Annotated in this window: 2 protein-coding genes (1 of these 2 cut by a window edge); both read right to left on the bottom strand. The window is 72.2% G+C overall.

Annotation, left to right across the window (positions count from 1 at the left end; all coding sequences use genetic code 11):
• Positions 1–10,831 carry part of the coding region annotated (locus tag ACWDOP_RS36230; RefSeq protein ID WP_456348685.1) for a non-ribosomal peptide synthase/polyketide synthase on the bottom strand (this coding region is incomplete at its 3' end). The annotated region extends 6,652 nt beyond the left edge of the window, so 10,831 of the 17,483 annotated nt are shown.
• Positions 10,831–22,287, bottom strand: coding sequence for an amino acid adenylation domain-containing protein (locus tag ACWDOP_RS36225; protein WP_456348684.1), 11,457 nt, complete (start codon positions 22,285–22,287; stop codon positions 10,831–10,833). The genes ACWDOP_RS36225 and ACWDOP_RS36230, both read right to left, overlap by 1 nt.

Raw genomic sequence — 22,287 nt, 5'->3', positions numbered from 1 at the left:
GCGCCTCGCCATGGCCCTCGGCCACCAGCGCCGCCAGCACGGACGGCACGTGCTCGGCGATGGTGACGCCGTGCTCGCGCATCCGCGCGGCCAGGTAGTCCAGATCCTGGTGCCCGCCGGGCTTGAGCAGCGCCAGCGGCGCACCGGTCAGTGCGGGCAGGAAGCACTCCCACACCGAGACGTCGAAGGCCAGCGGAGCGCGCTGCATGATCCGGTCGGCGCCGGTCACCTCGTAGCGGTGCTCGAGCCAGCGCAGCTGATTCATGATGGCGCGATGGCTGGTGCCGACGCCCTTGGGCTGACCGGTCGAACCCGAGGTGAACAGGACGTAGGCCAGGTTGTCCGGCCGCAGCCGGGCCACGCGCTCGCTCGGGGCGATGGGCTCGGCCGAGAACTCGGCGGTGTCCAGGCCGGCGATCGCGACGGTGGACACCCCGTACAGCTCGGGCACGGTGGCCCCGCCGACCGCGAGCACCAGCCAGGTGTCCGAGGTGGTCAGCACGTGGGCGATGCGGTCGGCCGGGTGCGCCGGGTCCACCGGCACGTAGGCCGCGCCCGCGTGCACGACGGCGTAGAGCGCGACCATCATGTCCAGGCTGCGCTCGGCGGTGATGCCGACGATGTCGTCCGGGCCGATGCCCTCGCGAATGAGCCAGCGCGCCAGGCGATTCGACTTGGCGGCCAGTTCGGACCAGGTCATGGACTCGCCGTCGAGCGAGACCGCGATCGCGTCGCCGTCGGCCCGCGCGCGCAGGTCCAGCAGATCGGCCAGGGTCTCCTCGGGCAGGTCCCGCGCGGTGGCGTTGCGGTCGGACAGCAGCCCGCCGCGCTCGGCCACCGACAGCAGCGGCACCTCCCCCACGACGAGGCGCGGGTCGGCGACGAGCGCGCGCAGCACGCGTTCGTACCAGGCCAGGAAGTCGGCGATGGTCTCCGGATCGAACAGGTCGGTGGCGTAGTGCAGGTGCACGTCGATGCCGGCGGGCGCGCCGTCCGCGTGGCGATCGCTGAGCGTCCAGTCCTGATCGAACTGGATGGGCAGCACGCCCGCGTCCAGGCTCTTGATGCCGAGCCCGCGCAGCTGGAACTCCGGCTGCGCCATGTTCTGCATGGTGAAGCCGACCTGGTAGATCGGCGAATGCGCCTGCGAGCGCACCGGATTGAGCGCGTCCACCAGGGTCTCGAACGGCACCGCGGAGTGATCGAACGCCGCCAGGTCGGCGTCGCGGACCCCCGCGAGCACCTCCGAGAGGCGGGCGCTCGCGGGCACCGCGGTGCGCAGCGCCAGCGTGTTGACGAACATGCCGACCAGCTCGTCCAGCGCCTGATCGCCGCGACCGGCCACGGGGGTGCCGACCACGATGTCCTCGGTCCCCGACACCCGCGCCAGCAGCACCGCCAGCGCGGTGTGCAGCACCATGAACGGGGTCACGCGGTGCGCGGCCGCGAATTCCACGACGGCGGTGTGCAATTCGGCGTCCAGGACGGCGGTGCGCACGTCCGCGCGGTTGGAGTGCACCGCCGGGCGCGGGCGATCGGTGGGCAGGGCCAGCAGATCCGGGGCGCCGGCCAGCTGCCGGGTCCAGAACCGCACCTGGCGCGCGAGCACCGAGTTCAGTTCCTCCGGCGAGCCGAGGGCCTCGCGCTGCCAGATGGCGTAGTCGGCGTACTGCACCGGCAGCGGCTGCCAGGTGGGGGTGCTGCCCGCGCAGCGGGCCACGTAGGCGTGCGCCAGATCCCGGGTCAGCGGGGCCAGCGACCAGCCGTCGGCGGCGATGTGGTGCACCACGATCAGCAGCACGTAGGCGTTGGGCTCGTCGGCCACCTGGAGCAGCCGCACGCGCAGCGGCACCTCGGCGGTGACGTCGAAGACGGTGCGCGCCAAGCCTTCCGCGAGCGCGGGCAGTTCGGCGGCGGTGACCTCGCGGGGTTCGAGGTCGACCAGGCGGGTGCCCGCGGGCAGCACCACCTGACGCGCCACCCCGTCCTGTTCCGGGTACAGGGTGCGCAGGGTTTCGTGCCGGTCGATCAGATCGCCGACCGCGGCCCGCAGCGCCTCGATGTTGAGCGAGCCGGTCAGGCGCAGCGCGAACGGCAGGTTGTACCCGCCGCCCGCGGTGTCGAAGCGGTTCAGGAACCACATGCGCTGCTGGGAGATCGACAGCGGCACGGTGTCCCCGCGCTGCTGCGGAACCACCGGCGGCAGTGCGGCGTTCACCTCGCCGGCGTCGGCCAGCGCGATGAGCCGCGCGGCCAGCTCGCGCACGGTGGAGGCGTCGAAGACGGTGCTCAGCGGCACCGCGAGGCCGGTCGCCTGCGACAGCCGGGACACCAGCTGGGTGGCGATGAGCGAGTTGCCGCCGCGGGCGAAGAAGTCGTCCCCGGCCCCGACCCGCTCCAGGCCGAGCAGCTCGCCCATGACCGAGGCCACGAGCAGTTCGGAATCCCCGGCGGGATCGACGAATTCGGCGGCGGCGAAGCTCGGGGCGGGCAGCGCCCGGCGATCCAGCTTGCCGTTCGCGGACAGCGGCAGGGCCGCCAGCTCCACGAACACCGCGGGCACCATGTAGGCCGGTAGTCGTTCGGCCAGTTCCCCGCGTAGCGCGCCGGTGTCGATACTCGCGCCGGGCACGGCGGGCACGAGGTAGCCGACCAGCAGCTCACCGGTGTGCTCGGCGGCGTGGACCAGCACCGCGGCCTGGGCGACGGACTCGTGCGCGGCCAGGGCGGCCTCGATCTCGCCGAGCTCGATGCGCAGACCGCGCAGCTTGACCTGGAAGTCGGTGCGGCCCAAGTATTCCAGCTCACCGTCGGCGGTCCACTTGACCAGGTCGCCGGTGCGGTACATGCGCTCGCCGGCGCCGAAGGGGTTGGCCACGAAGCGATCCGCGGACAGATCGGGTCGCGCGACGTAGCCCACGGCCAGCTGGGCGCCGGCCAGGTAGAGCTCGCCGGGCACACCGGCGGGCACCGGCGCGAGATGCGAATCCAGCACGTAGACGCGGGTATTGAAGACCGGGCGGCCGATCGGCACGGTACGGGTGTCGGCGTCGGTCACCCGGTGGTAGGTGACGTCGACCGCGGCTTCGGTGGGGCCGTAGAGGTTGTGCACGTCCGCACCGGTGAGGGCGCGCAGGCGCTGCGCGGGCGGCGCGGGCAGCGCCTCCCCGGAAGCGAACACCATGGCGAGTCCCCGGTCTTCGCTCCGCTCCGGCGCGTTCGCGGATCGGGTTTCCAGTTCCGTCACGTAGAGCTCGAGCATCGACGGGACGAAGTGCGCGACCGTGATCCGCTCGTCGGCGATGGTCGTCGCCAGGTAGGCGGGATCGCGGTGGCCCTCGGGCCGGGCCAGGACCAGCCGGGCGCCGATCTGCAAGGGCCAGAAGAACTCCCACACCGAGACGTCGAAGGTGGCGGGGGTCTTCTGCAGGACGGCGTCGGCGGGGGTCAGCGCGTACTCGGCCTGCATCCAGGCCAGGCGGTTCACGATGGCCGCGTGCGAGACGGCCACGCCCTTCGGGCGGCCGGTCGAGCCGGAGGTGAAGATGATGTACGCGGTGTGCGACGGGCGCAGCGCGGCACGGCGATCGGCGTCGGTCAGCGGCGCGGTCGCGTACCCGGCGAGCGTCGCCGCGTCGGCGGTCAGCTCGTCCAGGCGGATCTGGCGCACGCCGAGCGGTTCCAGATCCGCGCCGGAGGTGAGCACGCAGACCGGGGCGGCGGTGTCGACGACGTAGCGGGTGCGCTCGATCGGGTGATCCAGATCCAGCGGCACGTACGCGCCGCCCGCGGCGATGACCGCGTACATGCCGATCACCAGGTCCAGCGAGCGGCGCATGCCCAGCGCCACCGGGACGTCGGGGCCGACGCCCTGCTCGACGAGGTAGCGCGCCAGGCGGTGCACGCGGGCGGCGAGTTCGCCGTAGGTCAGGCTCTCGCCCTCGAAGGCGAGGGCGATCGCGTCGGGCGCGGTGCGCGCGCGGTCCTCGAACAGCGCGAGCAGGGTCTGCTCCGTGTCCACCGCGGCGGTGGTGTCGTTCCAGACACGCAGCACGCGTTCGCGTTCGGCGTCGTCGAACAGATCGATGTCGCCGAGCCGGATCGAGGAGTCGGCCGCGACGGCCGCCAGCACGCGCTGCCAGCGGGCCAGCAGCGTCTCGATCGACGCTCGATCGAAGAGCTCGGCGGCGAAGCGCAGAGCTCCGCCCAGGGCGCCGTCGGTGCCGTCCTCGATCACCAGCTGCAGATCGAATTTGGCGGTCGGGTCGGCCAGCGGCACCGGGCGCACGGTCAGGCCGGGCAGCTCCAGTTCCACGGCGGTGTTGCCGTTGTCACCGAAGCTGATCATGACCTGGAACAGCGGGTGGGCGCCGGTGGTGCGATCGGTGACGATGTCGTCGACGATCTGCTCGAACGGCAGGTCCGCGTTGGCGAAGGCCGCCAGGTCGGTGTCGCGCACCGAGTTCACGAACTCGGCGAAGCCGGCGGCGCCGTCCACCGCGGTGCGCAGCACCGCGGTGTTGACGAACATGCCGATGAGACCGTCCAATTCGCGTTCGCCGCGACCGCCGACCGGCGTGCCGATGACGATGTCGCCGGTGCCGCTGACGCGGGCCAGGGCGGCGGCGAAGGCCGCGTGCACGACCATGAACAGGGTCGCGCCCTGTTCCCGGGCGAGGGCGCGCAGTCCGGCGGCGACCTCGGCGGGCACCGCGAAGTCGACGGCGTCGCCGATGTTGCGGGGCTGCGCCGGGCGCGGGCGGTCGGTCGGCAGCGCGAGCCGCGCCGGGGCGCCGGCCAGGGTGTCACGCCAGAACTCCAGCTGCTGGTGCGCGAGATCGCCCGGGGTGCCGGCGGATCCGAGCACCTCGCGCTGCCACAGCGCGTAGTCCGCGTACTGCACCGGCAGCGGCTCCCAGCCGGGGGCCGCGCCGGAGTGCCGCGCGTGATAGGCGGTCATGAGGTCGGTGATCAGCGGGCGCAGCGACAGCGCGTCGGCGGTGATGTGGTGCACGACCACGACCAGCACGTACTCGTCGGCGGCCGGCGCCTCCTCGGCGCCGTGATCGAGCACCAGCAGCGCTATGCGCGAGGGCAATTCGGCGCTGACGTCGAACGGGGCCTGGGCCAGCGCGGTAACCGTGCCGGTCACGTCCTGCGGGCGCACCGGCACCGGGGTCAGGCTCAGCCCGACGTCGGTCGCCGCGAGCAACTGCTGGAAGGGACCCTCGGCGTCGGACGGGAAACTGGTGCGCAGCGACTCGTGCCGGGCGAGCACGTCCAGCACCGCCTGCTCCAGCGCGGTCACGTCGAGCTCGCCGGTCAGGCGCAGCACCACGGGCAGGTTGTAGAGGCTGGGCCCGTCCTGCTCGTTCTCCAGGCGGTTCAGGAACCACAGCCGCTGCTGGGCCGGGGACAGCGGTACCCGGTCCGGGCGCGGGCGCGCGGTCAGCGCCGGGCGCGGTGCGGCATCGGACAGCAGGCCGACGGCCGCGGCGAAGCCGGCCACCGTGCCCGCCTCGAACAGCACGCGGACCGGAATCCGCACGCCCAGTTCGGCGCCCGCGCGCGCGGTCACCTGGGTGGCGAGCAGCGAGCTGCCGCCGAGGGCGAAGAAGTCGTCGTCGAGCCCGACCCGGGGCAGGCCGAGGACCTCGCCGAAGACGCGCGCGACGACGCGCTGGGCGGCGTCGACCGGCGCGCGGAAACGCTTGGCGGCCAGCACCGGAACCGGCAGGGCACCGCGATCGAGCTTGCCGCTGGTGCCCATGGGGAACTCGGCGAGCTCGAGCACGACGGTCGGCACCATGTAGGACGGCAGCAACCGGGTGAGCCGCTCGCGCAGATCCGCGGTGTCGATGCCCGTGTCCTCCGCGCGAATCACGTAGCCCGCCAGGTAATCCCCGGTGTCGGCGGTGACGAGCCGGACGGCCGCCTGACCGACCTCGGGCTGGGCGAGCAGCGCGCTCTCGATCTCGGCGAGTTCGATGCGCTGGCCCCGGAACTTGATCTGGAAGTCGATGCGGCCCAGGTAGGCCAGCTCGCCGTCCGCCGTCCACTTCACCAGGTCGCCGGTGCGGTACATGCGCCCGCCCGCGGCGCCGAAGGGGTTGGCCACGAAGCGATCCGAGGTGAGGTCGGCGCGCCGGTAGTAGCCGCGCGCGAGCTGCACACCGGCCAGGTAGAGCTCGCCCGGAACGCCGATCGGCGCGGGGCGCAGGCGCGAATCCAGTACGTACACCTGGGTGTTCCACTCGGGCTCGCCCATGGGCACCGCGGGGGTGCGCTCGTCGGCCTCGCGGTAGGTGACGGTGACCGCGGCCTCGGTCGGGCCGTACAGGTTGTGCAGGGTGGCGTCCGAGAGCGCGCGCCAGGCGGTGACCGTCTCCACCGGGAAGGCCTCGCCGGCGACGAAAACGTCACGCAGCGACGCGAGTTCGCTCGCTGCGGCGTGCGCGGTGAACACCGCGAGCATGGAGGGCACGAAGTCGGTGAGGGTGACCCCGCGCTCGGCGATGGTCTCGGCGAGGTAGCGGGCGTCGCGATGACCGTCCGGGGTCGCGAGCACCAGGACCGCGCCGACCCGCAGCGGCAGGAAGTAGCCCCACAGCGAGACGTCGAAGGTGCTCGGCGTCTTCTGCAGGTAGACATCGGAGCGCGAGATGCCGTACTCGGCCTGCATCCACGCCATCTGATTGGCGATGGACCGGTGGCTCACCGCGACGCCCTTGGGCGTACCGGTCGAGCCGGAGGTGAACAGCACGTACGCCGGGTGCTCCGGGTGCAGCGCGGCGCGGCGGTCCCGGTCGGTCAGCTTGGCGGCCGAGAACCCGGACAGGTCGAGCTCGTCGACCCGCAGCAGCGGGGCCGCGGTGGTCTCGAACGCGTCGGCGGCGGTGGTGAGCACCAGGGCCGGTGCGGCCGTGGTCAATACGGTGGCGATGCGCTCGGCCGGATGGCTCGGGTCGACCGGCACGTAGGCGGCGCCGGCGCGCAGCACGGCGTACATGCCCGCGACCAGATCCACCGACCGCGCCATGGCCAGCACGACCAGGGACTCCGGGCCCACGCCCTCGGCCACGAGCAGCCGGGCCAGGCGGTTGGCGCGCTCGGACAGCTCCCGGTAGGTGAGCGACTCCGATCCCGAGATCAGCGCGACCGCGTCCGGGGTGCGCTGGGCCTGGGCGTCGAATCCGGCGTGCAGCAGCGTGTCCTGGACCTTCGCGCCGGTGGCGTTCCAGCTCTCGAGCACGTAGTCCAGCTCGCTGCCGTCCAGCAGCGCGATGTCACCGACGGCGCGGTCGGCGTCGGCGGTCGCCGCGGTCAGCAGGCGCACGAACTTGGCCGCGAACTCGCGAACGGTGGCTTCGTCGAACAGATCGGTGGCGTAGGTGAATTCGACGTTGTAGCCCGAATCACGCTCCACCACATTGAGATTCAGGTCGAACTTGGCGAAGGCGAGTTCGAAGTCGATCAGCTCGGCACGCATGCCGGGCAGTTCGGGCGTCGTGACGCCCTGGTTCTGCATGAACAGCGCCACCTGGAACAGCGGGTGCCGGTTGCGGGCGCGCACCGGGTTGAGCACCTCGACCAGGCGCTCGAACGGGACGTCGCGATGGGAGAAGGCGCGCAGATCCCGTTCGCGGGCATGCGATACCAGCTCGGCGAAGGAGCGGTCCCCGCGCACCTCGGTGCGCAGCACCAGGGTATTGACGAACATGCCGATCAGATCGTCCAGCGCGGCCTCGCCGCGACCGGCGACCGGGGTGCCGATGGCGATGTCGGTGGTGCCGGACAGCCGGGCCAGCAGGGCCGCCAGCGCCGCGTGCAGCACCATGAACGGGGTCGCCTGGCCGCGGGCGGCGATCGCGTCGACGGCGGCGCGGAGTTCGGCGGAGAGCTCGACGTCGAACGTCGCGCCCCGGTAGCTCGAATCGGCCGGGCGGGGCCGGTCGGCGGGCAGGTCGAGCTGCGCGGGCAGCTCCGCGAGTTCGTTCGTCCAGAAGGCGAGCTGACGGGCGGCGAGCGATTCCGGGTCGGACTCGTCGCCGAGCACCTCGCGCTGCCACAGCGCGTAGTCGGCGTACTGCACGGCCAGCGGCTCCCAGACCGGCACGAAGCCCGCCTGGCGGGTGGCGTAGGCCAGCACCAGGTCGCGCACCAGCGGGCCGAGCGAGAAGCCGTCGGCGGCGATGTGGTGCACGACGAGCACCAGCGCGTGATCGTCCGCGCCCAGGCGCAGCAGCCGCAGCCGCAGCGGAACACCCTCGGCCACATCGAAACCGCGCCCCGCGGCCGCGTAGACCGCCTGCGGCAGTTCCTGTTCGGTGACCTCGGCGGGCGTCAGGTCGAGTGCGGCGGCCGCGTCGAAATCGGCGGCCGGGAGAACCACCTGGACCGGTCCGGCGGGCGTCTGCGGGTAGTAGGTGCGCAGGATCTCGTGCCGGGTGACCAGGTCGGTCACGGCCGCGGTCAGCGCCGCGAGGTCCAGCTCACCGCGCAGCCGCAGCGCGGCCACCACGTTGTCGACCGCGGCGGCGTCGAAACCGGCGGTCGCGCCGTCGGATTCGGTGTGGGCGAGCCGATTGAGGAACCACATGCGCTGCTGCGCGGGCGAGAGCGGAATCGCCTCCGGCCGCGGACCGGCCACCAGCGGCACCGCCGGCGCACCGGCGGCCGCGCTCTGCCCGGCGGCCGCCGCCAGCGCGGCCACGGTCGGGTTGTCGAAGAAGTCGCGCACGTCCACCGCCGCGCCCAGGGTGTCCCGGATCCTGGCGATGGCGCGGGTGGCGACGAGCGAATTGCCGCCGAGGGCGAAGAAGTCGTCGTCCGCCCCGACCCGCTCGCGCTCGAGCAGCTCGGCGAAGATCGCGGCGACCGCGGCCTCGGCCTCGGTCGAGGGCGCGCGGTAGGCGGCGCTCGCGTCGGCGAAGACCGGTTCGGGCAGCGCGCGCCGATCCAGCTTGCCGTGCACGGTGATTGGGAACTCGGCCAGGACGACGAGCGCGGACGGCACCATGTAGGCCGGCACGTGCGCGCGGGCGCCGGACAGTACGGCGGCGGTGTCGATCACGGCGCCACGCGCCGGGACCACGTAGCCGACCAGGGACTGCTCGCCGTTGGCGCCGGTGTGCAGCAGCACCGCGGCCTGGGCCACCGTGTCGTCGCGCAGCAGCGCCGACTCCACCTCGCCCAGCTCGATGCGCTGGCCGCGCAGCTTGACCTGGAAGTCGGTGCGGCCCAGGTATTGCAGCTCGTCCGGACCACCGTCGACGCCGCTCGCCCAGCGCACCAGGTCACCGGTGCGGTACATGCGGTCGCCGGCCGGGCCCTCGGGATTGGCGACGAAACGGTCCGCGGTCAGCGCCGGGCGGCCGAAATAGCCGCGCGCCAACTGCATTCCGACCAGGTAGAGCTCACCGACCACACCGTGCGGCACCGGGCGCAAGTCCTCGTCGAGCACCAGCAGCTCGACCTCGTCGCAGGGCTCGCCCAGCGGCACCGAGTCGATGTCCAGGGCCGTGACCTCGTGCGAGGTCACCATGACGATGGCCTCGGTGGGCCCGTAGATGTTGTACAGGGTCGCGCCGCTGACGCCGCGGAAGCCGGCGGCGGTGGCGGGCGGCAGCGCCTCACCGCCGACGTGCACGAAGCGCAGGGAGTCGGTCAGGCCCTCGGGGTCCTGCTCCGCCTCGGCGATCAGCACCGAGAGCATGGACGGCACGAAGAACGCGGCGGTGACCTGGGTTTCGCGCATGAACCGGATCAGGTACGCGGTGTCGCGATGTCCCTCGGGCGCGGCGATGACCAGCCGGGCGCCGGTCTGCAGGGTCCAGAAGATCTCCCACACCGAGGCGTCGAAGGTGATCGGGGTCTTGAACAGCATCGCGTCCGAACCCGAGAGCTGGAGCTGACGCTGCTGCGAACGGAACAGGGCCAGCACCGCGCGATGCGAGATCGCGACGCCCTTGGGCCGGCCGGTGGAGCCGGAGGTGAACAGCACGAAGGCGAGGTTGTCCGCGCCGGCCTGCACCAGCTCCGGATCCTCGACGGGCGAGAGCGGCGCGGGCGTGCCCGATTCCGCTGCCGCGCGCTCGAATTCGTCGATGCGCAGCACCGGGACGCCGGTCTCCAGCGCCGCCGCATCGGCCGTGGTGGTCAGCACCAGCGCCGGTGCGGACACCTCGAGCACGTAGGCGATGCGCTCGGCCGGGTGGTCGGGGTCCAGCGGCAGGTACGCCCCGCCCGCCTCGAGGATCGCGTACATGCCGACGAGCAGTTCGAAGGAACGGCGGGCGGCGATGCCCACCAGCACGTCCGGGCCGACGCCCAGCTCACGCAGGTGCCGGGCCAATACCGTGACCCGGTCGGCGAATTCGGCGTAGGTGAGCTCGGCGCCCTCGAACTCCATGGCCACCGCGTCCGGGGTGCGGCGCACCTGGGCTCGGAACTTCGAGGTCAGCGTCTCGATCGGGGCCAGCTTGGGCTCGAGCAGACCGGAGGCCGCCAGCACGGCGTCGTCGACCAGCGCCTCGAGCACCGCGGTCAGCTCGCCCTCGGGGCCGTCCATGAGCGCGGGCAGCTGCCCGGACACCACGACCTGCACCAGCGCCTCGGGCTCGAGCGCACCGCCCATGGCCTCGCTCAGCATCGCGACCTCGGCGGCGAGCGCGCCGTAGGCGATGGTCTGCTCGGCGTAGCGCAGCGCGATCCGATCGGCGTCCAGCTCGGCCACCAGGGGAATCAAGGTGGGCAGATCACCGACACCGTAGGCCCTTCGCAGGGCCGAGCGGCCGGTTCGGCTGGTAGCGATCGACTCTGCGTAGTGCATCAGAGGTTTCCTTCCGACGAGCTTTCCGAGCGAAGAACCACTGCCTGGGCCTGTGTTGCGAGGTCGCCCAGGACTTGACCGAGACCCGCACCGCCGAGCGCGGTGAGGATGCCGGGCACCAGCCCGGCGAGTGCGACGTTGACCAGGGCTTCCGGTTTCGCCGCGGCACCCATGGCCCGGGCGGTGAGGCCGATCTTGTCGGCCAGCGCCCGGTAGGTGACGGTGTGATCGCCGTGGGTGAGCGCGATCGAATCGGGGTCGATCGCGGCGGCCGCCGCGATCAGGGTCGGCAGATCGGCGGTCGGCCGGTCGTCCGAAACACGCTGCGGCCGAGCCGCTTCGGTGGCCGCGGCCGGCGCGCCGGGGCGGCGGTTACGCTCGGCCGCGGTCCGGATGTCGATGGCGCGCACCGGCGCCGCCGGATCGGCCACGATCGCGCGCAGCACCAGCAGCAGGCGCTGGGCCAGCAGGCGCACGGTGTCCGCCTCGAAAATGTCCGTGGCGTAACCGAATCGCATGTCGAGCCCGACCACGCGGCCCAGCTCGTCCCGGCGCTCCATGCCGGTGAGCTGCAGGTCGAACTTGGCCTCGGTGAGCTCGGGCTCGATCGCCTCGAGCGCGAGACCGGGCAGCGAGACCGGCCCGGCCGCGATGTTCTGGAACGACAGCGCGACCTGGAACAGCGGATTCACCGCGCTGGAACGCGGACGGCCGGTGGCCGCGAGCACCGCCTCCACCACGCGCTCGAAGGGCGCGTCGGCCTGCGCGAACGCCGCCAGATCCCGATCGCGCACCTGGCGCAGCAGCTCGGTGAACGAGAGCTTGGCGTCCACCTCGGTGCGCAGCACCACGGTGTTGACGAACATGCCGATCAGGTCGTCGAGCGCGCGCTCACCGCGGCCCGCGACCGGCACGCCGATCGAGATGTCGCGCTGGCCCGAGATCTTGGCCAGCAGCACCGCGAACGCGGCGTGCACGACCCCGAACAGGGTGGCGCCCTGGGCGCTCGCCAGCTCGCCGAGGCGGCCGGTGATCTCGTCGGAGATCTGGAAATCGAACTCGGCGCCCAGCATGTCGCGGCGCGTGGGACGCGGGCGATCGGTGGGCAGTTCCAGCTGGGCGGGCGCGGTGGACAGCTCGTCCACCCAGAAGGCCAGCTGCCGCGACAGCAGGCTCTCGGGATCGGTGTCCGCGCCGAGCACCGCGCGCTGCCAGGCGGCGAAATCGCCGTACTGGATCTCCAGCGGCGACCACCCGGGCTCGCGCTGCTCGGAGCGGGCCAGGTACGCCTGCACCAGATCCCGGGTCATCGGCAGCACCGAGTACCCGTCCGCGCTGATGTGGTGCAGCACCACGATCAGCACGTGTTCGGCCGGCGACAACTCGAACAGCCGGATGCGCAGCGGCGGGGCCGCGGTGACATCGAAACCGGCGGTGGCGATCTCGATCAGGCGCAGCTGGATCTCGGTCTCGGACACCCGGATCGGGTCGAGGTCGGCGTTCAGCTCGTCGATGCCCAGGACCAGCTGCACCGGCTCGCCGTCCTTCTCGGGATAGCGGGTGCGCAGAATCTCGTGCCGGGACAGCACATCCCGCAGCGCCGCGGCCAGCGCGGGCACGTCGAGCGCACCGGTCAGCCGGATCGCGGCCGGGATGTTGTAGGCGCCGGACTCGGGATGCAGGCGGTTGAGCACCCACATGCGCTGCTGGGCCAGCGACAGCGGCGCGTGCCCGGAGTCCGCGCGCCGGGTCAGTGCCGGACGCAGTTCGGCGCGGTCCGCGGTGGCCAGCCAGGCGGCCAGCTCACCCACGGTCGGAGCCTCGAAGAGCGCCGAAACCGGAACCCGCACACCCAGATCCGAGCCCAGACGGGCCGCCAGCCGGGTCGCCATCAGCGAGTTGCCGCCGAGAGCGAAGAAATCGGTGTCCAGGCCGACCAGGTCGGCCCGCTCCGCGGCGACGCCGCCGACGACCTCGGCGAAGCCCGCCGCGACCAGTCGCTCGAGTTCGGTGACGGGCTCGCGGTACACCGCGGTGGCGAACACCGGTTCGGGCAGGCGGGCCCGGTCGACCTTGCCGTTGGCGTTGAGCGGCAACGCGTCCAGGACGGTGACCACGGCCGGGACCATGTACTTCGGGAGCGCCGCGGCCAGCGCGGACCGCAGGGTGGCCGACAGCGCGTCGCGCCCCGGCTCGTCCGCGCCGGGGACCGCCGCGTAGGCGACCAGGCGCGCACCCGCGGCGCCCTGATGCGCCACGGCGACCGCCGCGGCGACGCCGGGCTGCCTGCGCAGCGCGGTCTCGACCTCGCCGAGTTCGATGCGGAAGCCGCCGATCTTGACCTGGAAGTCGGCGCGCTCGACGTACTCGAGGGTGCCGTCGGCCCGCCAGCGCACGATGTCGCCGGTGCGGTACATGCGGCCCGGACCGAACGGATCGGCCACGAAGCTGCCCGCGGTCAGGGCCGGGCGGCCGTGGTAGCCGCGCGCCAGCTGCGCGCCGGACAGGTACAGCTCACCGGGAACGCCGATCGGGACCGGCGAGAGCCGGGCGTCCAGCACGTAGACCCGGCTGTTCCAGGCGGGGGCGCCGATCGGAACGGCCTGCTGATGCCGGGCGCGGACCGGGAACGAGGTGATCGACACCGCGGCCTCGGTGGGGCCGTACAGGTTGTACAGCGATCCCACGCCGCCGTCCAGGAAGTCCGCGGCGGTCGCGGCGGGCAGGGCCTCGCCGATGGCGAGCACCGCGCGCACCGAGGACGGCAGCGGGCCGCCGGCGAGCAGCATCCCGAGCAGCGACGGGACCGGATGCAGCACGGTGACCCCGTGCGCGTCGATGACCGCGCGCAGGCGATCGGGATCGCGCTCGTCACCGGCCGCGGTCACCACCAGGCTGCCGCCGCTGGTCGGCTGCGACCAGAACTCCCAGACCGAAAGGTCGAAGGTCGCGGGCGTCTTCAGCAGCGCGCGATCGGCGGCGCTCAACTCGAAAGTCTCGCGCAGCCAGTGCAACTGGTTGACGATGGCGGCGTGCGGGATGGTCACGCCCTTGGGGCGGCCGGTCGAGCCCGAGGTGAAGATGACGTAGGCCGGATGCTGCTCGCGCAGCGGGCGCACGCGCTCGGCGTCGGTCACCGGCGCGGCGGACACCCCGGCGAGGTCGAGGGCGTCGACCTCGAACACCGGAACCCGGGCGGTGAACGGCAGGCCGTCCGCGACGGTGGTGAGCACGACCGCCGCGGCGGCGGTGTCGACGATGTAGGCGATGCGGTCGGCCGGGTGATCGGGGTCGATCGGCACGTACGCGCCTCCCGCCTTGACCACCGCGTACATGGCGATCACCAGCTCGACGCCGCGGCGCATGGCCAGCACCACGCCGGTCTCCGGGCCGACGCCCGCGGCGATCAGATGCCGGGCCAGGCGGTTCACCCGTGCGTCGAATTCCGCGTAGGAGAGCGTGATCTCGCCGTCCGCGGACAGCAGCGCCACCGCGTCCGGGGTGCGCGCCGCCTGCGCGTCGACCAGATCGGCCAGGGTGGCCGGGGCCAGCGGGCGCGCGGTGTCGTTCCACTCCCCCAGCACCCGGGCACGCAGGTCCGCGCCCAGCAGATCGATGTCGCCGACCACGGTTTCCGGTGCGGCCGAGACGGTTTCGAGCACGCGGGCCAGCGCGGCGAGGATGTGCCGCGCCGTGCCCTCGGTGAACAGATCGGTGGCGTAGCCCAGGGTCAGGGCCACGCCGTCGGGCGCGCCGGCCGCCGCGTAGCGATCGGTGGCGAACAGGTGCAGGTCGAACTGCGCGATGTGGTTCTCGAATTCGAGCTCGGTCACGGTCAGATCGGGCAGGCGCAGTTCGGCGTGCTCGTAGTTCTGGAAGGACAGGCCCACCTGGAACAGCGGGTGCCGGGCCTGCGAGCGGACCGGGTTCAGGACCTCGACCAGGCGCTCGAACGGCACGTCGGCGTGGGCGAAGGCGGCGATGTCACCGGTCCGGACCCGAGCCAGCAGCTCGGTGAACGGCTCGGCCGGCGCCACCCGGGTGCGCAGCGCGAGGGTGTTGACGAACATGCCGATCACGTCGTCCAGCGCGCTGTCGCCGCGACCCGCGATCGGGGTCCCGACCGCGATGTCCTCGGTCCCGGACAGGCGGGCCAGCAGGGCGCTGAACGCGGCGTGCACCACCATGAACAGGGTCGCGCCCTGCGCGCGGCCGACCTCGGTGAGGCGGGCGTGCAGCGCGGCGTCGAGTTCGAGATGAATCTGCTTGCCGCGCAACGTCTGCCGCGCGGGGCGCGGGTGATCGGCGGGCAGATCCAGCTGATCGGGCAGCCCGGCCAGGGCCTGCTTCCAGTAGGCGAGCTGCTGGGCGGCCACCGAGTCGGCGTCGTCCTCGGCGCCGAGCAGCGCGTGCTGCCACAGCGCGTAATCGGCGTACTGGACCGCGAGCGGGGCCCACGCGGGCTCGGTCCCGCTCAGGCGCGCGCCGTAGGCCACCATGAGATCGCGCACGAACGGCACGACCGAGGAGCCGTCGGCCGAAATATGGTGCAGCACACCGGCGAGCACGTGCTCACCGGTGAACTCGCCGGCCTCGTCCAGCACCCGCAGCAGCTCGACGCGGATCGGGACCTCGGCGGTGACGTCGAATGTGGTGGTCAGGATCTCCGGAACCCGCACCGCCAGTTCGGCTTCGGTGAGCGAGGTGGTGCTCAGGCCCGAGAAGGTCTGCGCCACCGGCGCGATCACCTGCACCGCGCCGGCCTCGGTCTCGGGGTAGTAGGTGCGCAGCGTCTCGTGCCGGGCCAGCACGTCGCCGAAGGCACTCGACAGCGCGGCCGCGTCCAGCGCGCCGGTCAGGCGCAGCGCGATCGGCAGGTTGTAGGCGATGGACTCGCGATCGAAGCGGTTGATGAACCACATGCGCTGCTGCGCGGGCGACAGCGGCAGCTGCTCGGGGCGCTCGCCCGCGACCAGCGCCGGGCGCTGGGCCTCGCCGAGACCGGCGTCCACCCGCGCGGCCAGCCCGGCCACGGTGGAATCCTCGAAGAGCACGCGCACGCCGACGGTGGTGTTCAGCACCGTGCCCAGGCGCGCGGCGGCCTTGGCCGCCAGCAGCGAGCTGCCACCCAGGGTGAAGAAATCGTCGTCGGCGCCGACCTGCTCGACATCGAGCAGCTCCGCGAAAACGCCCGCGACCAGCTCTTCGGTGACGGTGCCCGGGCGGCGGTAGACCGCGCTCTCGAACACCGGCTCGGGCAGCGAGCGGTAGTCCAGTTTGCCGTTGACGGTGAACGGGATCTCGTCGAGCACCACGAACGCGGACGGCACCATGTAGGGCGCGAGCCGTCCGGTCAGCCCGGCCTTGACCGCCGCGACATCCAGCTCGGCCACATCGGAGACCAGGTAGGCGACCAGCTGATCGCCGCGGGTGGCGTGCGCGTGCTTGACCGCCACCGCCCGGCGCACCTGCGGGTGCTCGGCCAGCACCGACTCGATCTCACCCAGTTCGATACGGTAGCCGCGCAGCTTGACCTGGGAATCGTTGCGGCCCAGGCACTGCATGGAACCGGTCGGGGTCCAGCGCATGAGATCGCCGGTGCGGTACATGCGCTCGCCCGGCGCCCAGGGGCACGCCACGAAACGGCCGGCGGTCAGCGCGGCCTGGCCGCGGTAACCGCGGGCCAGCTGCGGTCCGCCCACGTACAGCTCGCCGACCATGCCGATCGGCACCGGCCGCAGGCGCTCGTCGAGCACCCATTCGTACACGCCCGCGAAGGGCGGGCCGATGTGCAGTTCGTCGGTGGCCGCCAGCGGCACCGAACCCTGTGTGACACAGGTGGTTTCGGTCGGACCGTAGCAGTTGACGAACGAGCGCCCGGCCTCGGCCCAGCGGCGCGCAAGCTCCGGCGGGCAGGGCTCGCCACCGACCACCACGACCGCGGTGTCCGGCGCCTCGAGCGGATCCACGGTGCCCAGGGCCGACGGGGTCATGAACGCGTGCGTGACCCGGTGCGCGCGCAGCACCTCGGTGAGTTCGGCGCCCATGACGGCGTCGGGCGGCGCGACCACCAGGGTGGCCGCGGCCTCGATGGCCATGGCGAGTTCGCCGACCGAGATGTCGAAGGCCGGGGAGGCGACGTGCAGCACGCGCGAGGACCGTTGCACCAGGAAACGCTCGACCTCGCCCGCGGCGAAGGACGGCACACCCTCGTGGGTGACCATGACGCCCTTGGGCACACCGCTCGAACCGGAGGTGTAGATGACATAGGCGACATCGGCGGTGCGCAAGGGGCGCAGCCGATCCCGGTCGGTGACCGCGTCGTCGGAGTAGGCCGCCACCGCGGCGCGGAACAGCTCGTCGTCCAGCGCCAGCCAGGACACCGTGTCCGGGAGCCCGGCCCGGGCGCCGGAGAGCGTGAGGCCGAACTCGGCGCCGGCGTCGGCCACCATGCGCGCGATGCGCTCGGCCGGATAGGCCGGGTCGACGGGGGCCCAGCCCGCGCCGGTCTTGCTGATCGCCCAGGTCGCCAGCACAGATTCCAGCGAACGCGGCATACCGAGGGACACCAGGTCACCCGGGCCGACCCCGCGGCCGATCAGCAGGCGCGCCAGCCGATTCGAGGCCGCGTCGAGTTCGCGGTAGGTGAGCTCGCGCGGGCCGTCGACCAGGGCGACGCCGTCCGGATTGGCCGCGACGGCCGCCGCCAGCAGGTCCGGAATAACGCGACCGGTCTGTACGGGACCGCCGGAACGATCGGTGAGATCGGCGTATTCGGCTTCGGACAGCAACGGCAGCGCGGCGACGATCGTGGCCGGATTCGCGGTGATAGCCGTCAACAACTGGACAAAACGGGCAGCGAAGACGTCAATAGTGGTGGCGTCGAACAGATCTGCCGCGAACTCGAACTCCGCGGTGATCCCCGTCGGTGCCGGACCTTCCCCGGGACCGGCACCGACGAAGCTTTCGGTGACCGCGACCGACAGGTCGAATTTGGTCACTCCCGTCTCCAGCGTACCCGCCGTGGCAAGCAATCCGGGCAGTTCGACACTGATATCACCCGAGGCGGTGAAGGACAGCGCCACCTGGAACAGCGGATGGCGCGACTGCGAGCGCGCCGGATTCAGCGCTTCGACGAGTTGCTCGAAGGGCACGTCCGCGTGGGCGAAGGCCGCGAGGTCGGCGTCGCGCACCCGCCGCAGCAGCGCGCGGAATTCCAGGGCGTCGTCGATCTCGGTGCGCAGCGGCAGTGTGTTGACGAACATGCCGATGAGATCGTCGAGTTCGCGCTCACCGCGGCCGCCGACCGGCGTGCCGATCACGATGTCGGACTCACCGGACAAACGGGACAGCAACACCGCCAGTGCGGCGTGCACCAGCATGAAGGTCGAAACGCTCTCGGCCCGCGCAGTTTCCACGATCCGCGCGTGCAGCTCGCCGGGAAGCTCCACCGAACGCTTACCGCCGCGACCGCTCGCCTGCACCGGGCGCGGGCGATCGCCCGGCAGCTCCAGCAGATCGGGAGCTCCCGCGAGGGTCTGCCGCCAGAATGCCAATTGCGTTGCCAGCAGCGAGTTCTCGTCGTCCGCGGCGCCGAGGCGATCCCGCTGCCAGAGGGTGTAGTCCGCGTACTGCACCGGCAGTTCCGCCCAGCCCGGCCGCTGACCGGACGAGCGCGCGGCGTAGGCCAGCATGAGGTCGCGGGCCAGGATCGGCAGCGACAGCCCGTCCGCGGCGACGTGATGCAGCACCATCGCCAGCGCGTAGCGCCCGGACGCGGCGGCGGCCTCGATCTCCGCGACCGGATCGCCGGCCGCGGCGTCCGCCGCGACGGTGTCAAGCACTGTAAAAACGCGGGCACGGAAAGGAATCTCGTGTTCGAGATCGAATCCGCGCGCGGCGATGGCGGACAGCGCGGCCTCGAGTTCGGCGCCGTCGGTCACCACCTCGTGCGCGACGAGTTCGGGCAGCCGATCGACCGGCAGCACCCGCTGGCAGGCCTGACCGTCGGCGACGACCGGGAAGAGCGTGCGCAGCGCCTCGTGCCTGGCCAGCACGTCGGCGACCGCGGCGCGCAGGGCCGCGAGATCCGCGGTGCCCTGCAGCCGCACCACGAACGGCATGTTGTAGTTCGCGGCCGAGGTGTCGAAATGGTTCAGGAACCAGATGCGCTGCTGGGCCGGGGACAGCGGCACGTTCTCCGGCCGCTCGTCGCCGCGCCGCGCCGTGAGCCGCAGGGCCGCACCGTTGTTCGCGTCCTCGTCGAGGAACTGCGCGTCGATGAGCGCGCCCAGCTCGGCCACGTTGGTGGCGGCGAACATCTCGCGCACCGTCAGGCGGCAGCCCAGCTCGGCGTTCAGCCGCGCGGCGACCTGGGTGGCATTGAGGCTGTTGCCGCCCAGGGCGAAGAAGTCGTCGGTGCGCCCGACCCGCTCGGCCGCCAGGGTCTCGGCGAACACGCGGGCCACGGCCTGCTCCACCACCGAGATCGGCGCCTCGTAACTGGCGGCCACGCGCACCGGGGCGGGCAGACCCGCCCGATCCAGCTTCCCGGAAGCGTTGACCGGCAACGCCTTCAGGACCATGTAGGCGGCGGGCACCATGTACGCGGGCAGCGCGCGGGCCACCGCGGCGCGCAGCCGGGTCTCCTCGATCGCGAGCTCGGACACCACGTAGGCGACCAGCTGCTCCTCGCGCACCAGCACCACCGCGCGCTCGACGCCGGGCACGGCCGCGAGCACCGCTTCGATCTCGCCCAGCTCGATACGCAACCCGCGCAGCTTGACCTGGAAGTCGGTGCGGCCCAGGTACTCCAGCTCGCCGTCCTCGGTCCAGCTCACCAGATCGCCGGTGCGGTACATCGATTCGCCGGCGCCGCCGTGCCCCGCGCCGCCCGCGAACGGATCGGCGACGAAACGCTCCGCCGTCAGCGCGGCATTGCCCACGTAGCCCCGGGCGAGCTGAACCCCCGACAGATACAGCTCACCCGGAGTTCCTACGGGAACCGGCCGCAGACGTGCGTCGAGCACGTACAGCCGGGTATTGGACACCGGCGCGCCGATCGGCACGGACTCGGTGTCCGCGGCCGTGACCTCGTGAAAGGTGACATCGACCGCGGCTTCGGTGGGACCGTAGAGATTGTGCAGCGCGGCGCTCGCGCCCGCGCGGCGCAGCACCGCGCGCAGCCGCTGGGCCGTGCGCGCGGGCAGCGCCTCGCCGGAGGCGAACACGTGCCGCAGGCCGGCCAGGCCCGTGACCTGCTCGTCCACGAGCCCGGCCAGGAACGCGTCCAGCATGGACGGGACGAAGTGCGCCACGCTCACGCCGTAGTCGGCGATGACCGCGCGCAGGTAGGCCGGATCGCGGTGGCCGTCGGGCTGCGCGAGCACCAGCGTCGCGCCGGTCTGCAACGGCCAGAAGAACTCCCACACCGAGACGTCGAAGGTGGCGGGGGTCTTCTGCAGCACCACGTCGGCGGCGCCGAGCTCGTACGCGCTCTGCATCCAGACCAGGCGATTCACGATGGCCGCGTGGGTGACCGCGACGCCCTTGGGGCGGCCGGTCGAACCGGAGGTGAAGATGACGTAGGCGGTGTTCGCGGGCCGCAGCGCGGACCGGCGCTCGGCGTCGGCGATCGGCGCGCCGGACACGGCGTCCAGGTCCAGCTCGTCCACGCACACGGCGGCGATCGACTCCGCCGGACGATCCGCGACCTTGGTCAAAACCAGTGCGGGAGCGGCTGTTTCGAGAATGTACGCGATGCGGTCGGCCGGGTTGTCCGGATCCAGCGGCACGTACGCCGCGCCCGCAGCCTGCACCGCGTACATCGCGATGACCAGCTCGGGCGAGCGGCGCATGTGCAGCGCGACCCGGTCCTCGGGACCGACTCCCGCCGCGATCAGGTGCCGGGCGAGCTTGTTGACGCGGTCGGCGAAACCCGCGTAGTCGAGATCGCGCGCGGGCTCGTTCGCGAAACGCAGCGCCGGAGCGGCCGGGGTACGCACGGCCTGCTCGGCGAACATCGACACCAGGGTCGCGCCGGCCTCGACCGGGCGCTCGGTGCTGTTCCACAGCCGCAGCACCACTTCGCGTTCCAGCTCGGTACTCACGTCCAGCGCCGCGATCGGGGTGGCCGGATCGGTGTCGACCAGGCGCTCGAGCAGGCGCAGGAACCGCGAGTGGTGGCGGGCGATCTCGCTGTCGGAGTATAGATTCGGATTCACCTCGAAGTCGAGGTGGACCCGGTCGTTGTCGCCGTAGAAGACATTGAGGCTCATGTCCTCGATGGGGCCGGTCGACATGATGTGCAGCCGCCCGCTCAACTCGCCGAAGTCCAGGCGGTTGTGGAACAGCATGATGTTGACCATCGGGCCGAACAGCGCGCGGGTGGCCGGGCGGTCCTCGTGCTCGGCGTCGCGGCGAATGTCCTCGTGCCGGTAGCGCTGATGCCGCAGCGCGCCCGAGACCTCGACCCGGGTGGCGGTCAGCAGATCACCCCAGGTGGCCTCGTCGCCGAGACCGATGCGCAGCGGCACGATGTTGGACAGCATGCCGACCGAGCGGCGCATGACCGCGGTGGTGCGCGCAGTCACCGGCAGGCTGATCACCACTTCCGGCTTGCCGGTCATCAGGCCCAGGTAGGCCGCGAACGCCGCGAGCACCACGACGGGCAGACCCGAATCACTCTGCGCGCCAACCTCTTCGATGCGCTCCTGCAGCTGCGCGGGCAGGGCCGCGCCGAAGACCCGGTTGCCCGCGTTGCGCGGGGCGGTCCGGCTGTTCAGGGTGGTCGCGCCCTCCAGCCCGCGGGTGCGCTCGGCCCAGTGCGCGCGATCGACCGCGAAGCGGGTGCTCTCGCGGTAGGCGAGCTCGCCGGCCACGATCTCCTGCGGGGTGCCGACCTTGACCACCTCGGGTTCGGTCCCGAGCTGATGCGCGGTGAAACGCTTGGCGGTCCACTGCATGACGCTCATGGCGGCGTAGCCGTCGCCGACGATGTGGTGGGCGCGGACGTACCAGAAATACCGCTGGTCGGCGACGTGGATCAGGGTCGGCGCGAACAGCTGATCGGTCAGCAGATCCAGCGGGCGGACCAGGTCGGCGCGCATCCACGCGTGCGCCGTGGCGATGGGGTCGGCCTCGCCGCGCAGATCCATGTAGACCTGCGGGGAATCCACCGCCGTCAGGTCCAGGTACTGCTGGGGTTCACCGTCGATCTCGGCGAAACGCAGCTGCGAGGTGCGCCAGATCGCGACACCCTCGTCACCGACGCGCAGCAGCAGGTCGACGTCGAGATCGCCCTGGATATCCACGTACTGGGCCATGTTCACCGGCACGTCGGGTTCGAGCAGCTGGGCGTACCAGAGGCCGACCTGGGCGGGACCGAGCGGGAAGGGCTCCGAGGCGCCCGGCGGGAGGTGCGTGGCGTCCGTGTTCGGAACACCGCCGGTGGTCAC

This window comes from Nocardia sp. NPDC003693, assembly GCF_053981095.1.
This window is presented reverse-complemented; position numbering and strand designations above follow the sequence as displayed.